Genomic DNA, 2,646 nt, shown 5'->3' with positions numbered 1-2,646 from the left:
GCGATGAAGAACTCTTCCAGCGGCAGCGATCGCCGCTGGTCGCCCCGGCGCAGCACCAGCGTGGCGCCGGCGGCGATCAGGGCGGGCGGCGTGTCGCCGATCGGCGAGCCGTTGGCGATGTTGCCGCCGATGGTGCCGACCGCGCGCACCTGCTCCGCCCCGATGCGGCGGATCAGCTCGCCCAGATCGGGATAGGCGCGGCCCAGCGGCCCGATCGCCTCGGCATAGGTCGTGGCGGCGCCGATCTCCAGCCCGTCCGCAGTCTCGCGGATGCCGCGCAGGTCGCGCACCCGGCCGGTATAGATGATCGTCGGCAGCACCCGCTGCTGCTTGGTGACCCAGAGGCCGACATCGGTGGCGCCGGAGACGATGACGGCGTCCGGATGCTGCAGCAGCAGCGCCGCGAAGGCGGCCTTGGTGGCGGGGGCATAGAAGCGGCGGGCGCCGTCGCCGACCGCGACCGTCTTCCCATCCTCCAGTGCCACGAGCCGCTCGAAGACATCCGCCTCGCGCGCGGCGAAGCGGTCGGCCTTCGGCGCGCCCAGCTGGTACATGCGCTGCCCGGCGGCGACGATCGGGGCATAGCCGGTGCAGCGGCACAGGTTGCCGGCCAGGGCGTCGTCGATCCGGCCTTCGCCCGGCGCCGGGTCGTTGCGGTACAGCGCGAACAGCGCCATGACGAAGCCGGGGGTGCAGAAGCCGCATTGCGAGCCGTGGCAGTCGACCATCGCCTGCTGCACCGGGTGCAGCGCGCCGTCCGCCGCCTTCAGATGCTCGACCGTCAGCAGCTGGCAGCCATCCAGCGTCGCCAGGAAGCGGATGCAGGCATTGACCGGCTCGTAGCGCACCCGGCCGCCGTCGCGCCGGCCGACCACCACGGTGCAGGCGCCGCAATCGCCCTCGGCGCAGCCTTCCTTGGTGCCGGTTTTGCGCTCCTCGAGCCGCAGCCAGTCCAGCACGGTCAGGGTCGGATCGACCGCGCGGATCTCGCGCAGCTCGTCGCCGAGAAGGAAACGGACGGTGTCTCGCATGGGTCAGCTGCCGCGATAGGTGGAGTAGGACCAGGGCGAGATCAGCAGCGGCACGTGGTAGTGCTGGTCGGCATGGGCGATGCCGAAGCGGATCGGCACCTGGTCCAGGAAGGGCGGGTCGGGGAGGGTCACTCCGGCGGTGCGGAAATAGGCGCCGGTGGCGAAGACCAGCTCATAGGTGCCGGAGCGGAAGGCGTCGCCGGCCAGGAGCGGCGCGTCGCAGCGGCCATCGGCATTGGTGCGGGTCTCGGTGACCAGGGTGCGGCGATCGCCGTCGAGGCGATACAGGGCCACGGCGATGCCCATGCCCGGCCGGCCATGCGCCGTGTCGAGCACATGGGTGGTCAGTCGCCCCCGGTGGGATGCCGTCTCTGTGGTCATCCTGCCTCTCCGTGTCTTGCCGGTCCCTGGCGGGCCGGTCTGCCACCGGGCATTATCGCCCTGTTGCGGCACCAAGATGCTTGTTGTTTTCTTGCGGTTGCCATGTTTCACCCGGCCTGCCTGTTGCTCAACGGCGGTTCGGCGGAAAGACTTTCAACGCAAAAGCGAAAGTGGACGCGCCCCGGGCCGCTATCCTGTGCTCGGGATCACGCGTGCGAGGGGAGGACCGGTGTCCGTCTATCCGAGAAACCTGGTCGGCTACGGCCCGACCCCGCCCCGGGCCGACTGGCCCGGCGGCGCCCGGCTGGCGCTGCAGTTCGTCCTCAACTACGAGGAGGGCGGCGAGAACTCGATCCTGCACGGCGACGCCGCCTCCGAGAGCTTCCTGTCCGAGATCGTCAACGCCCAGCCGCTGCCGGGCGTGCGCCACATCTCGATGGAATCCCTCTACGACTACGGCGCCCGGGTCGGCGTCTGGCGGATCCTCCGGCTGTTCGAGCGCAAGGGCATCCCGCTGACCATCTACGCCGTCGCCATGGCGGCGGAGCGGCACCCGCAGGTGATCCGCGCCATGGTCGAGGCCGGGCACGAGATCGCCAGCCACGGCTATCGCTGGATCAACTACCAGTATGTCGGCGAGGACACCGAGCGCGAGCACATCCGCAAGGCCGTGGAGATCCTGGAGCAGGTGTCGGGCCAGAAGCCGCTGGGCTGGTACACCGGCCGCACCAGCCCGAACACGCGGCGGCTGGTGGCCGAGCATGGCGGCTTCCTCTACGACGCCGACGCCTATGACGACGACCTGCCTTATTGGGAGAATGTCGGCGGCACGCCGCAGCTGATCGTGCCCTACACGCTGGACGCCAACGACATGCGCTTCGCCGCAGTCCAGGGCTTCAACTCCGGCGACCAGTTCTACGCCTATCTCAAGGACAGCTTCGACGCGCTGTACCAGGAGGGGGCGGAGACGCCGCGGATGATGTCGGTCGGCCTGCATTGCCGCATCGTCGGCCGGCCGGGCCGGATCATGGCGCTGGAGCGCTTCCTGGACTACGCGAAGCAGCATGACGGCGTCTGGTTCTGCCGCCGGGTGGAGATCGCCCGGCATTGGCGGGAGAGGCATCCGTATGGCGGGTGAGATGATGAACGGGACGATCAAGACGATCAAAATGAGTCCCCCCTCCCCTCGCGGGAGGGGGGTAGGGGGAGGGGGTTGCCTCAGCCGGAGCCGGCC

The 2,646-nt window shown here is 69.7% G+C and carries 3 protein-coding genes; 1 reads left to right on the top strand and 2 read right to left on the bottom strand.

Annotated features, from left to right (window positions below; genetic code table 11):
- Together xdhA and uraH are read right to left on the bottom strand one after the other, a co-directional pair.
- A partial coding sequence (gene xdhA / locus ABDW35_RS35260) for a xanthine dehydrogenase small subunit (RefSeq protein WP_343718503.1) occupies positions 1-1,031 on the bottom strand: 1,031 nt, incomplete at its 3' end.
- 3 nt (positions 1,032-1,034) lie between these two features.
- Positions 1,035-1,412, bottom strand: a complete 378-nt coding sequence (gene uraH / locus ABDW35_RS35255; protein WP_343718502.1) for a hydroxyisourate hydrolase — start codon at positions 1,410-1,412, stop codon at positions 1,035-1,037.
- A 229-nt stretch (positions 1,413-1,641) separates the two neighbouring features.
- Here uraH and puuE point away from each other — a divergent pair, with 229 nt between their 5' ends.
- Positions 1,642-2,550, top strand: a complete 909-nt coding sequence (gene puuE, locus ABDW35_RS35250; RefSeq protein ID WP_343718501.1) for an allantoinase PuuE — start codon at positions 1,642-1,644, stop codon at positions 2,548-2,550.
- Positions 2,551-2,646: the final 96 nt, after the last annotated feature.

The organism is Inquilinus sp., assembly GCF_039594555.1.
GTDB lineage: Bacteria > Pseudomonadota > Alphaproteobacteria > DSM-16000 > Inquilinaceae > Inquilinus.
This window is presented reverse-complemented; position numbering and strand designations above follow the sequence as displayed.

Coding starts and splice junctions, on each gene's coding strand:
- uraH (WP_343718502.1), bottom strand. CDS start 1,412: ATGACCACAGAGACGGCATCCCACCGGGGGCGACTGACCACCCATGTG.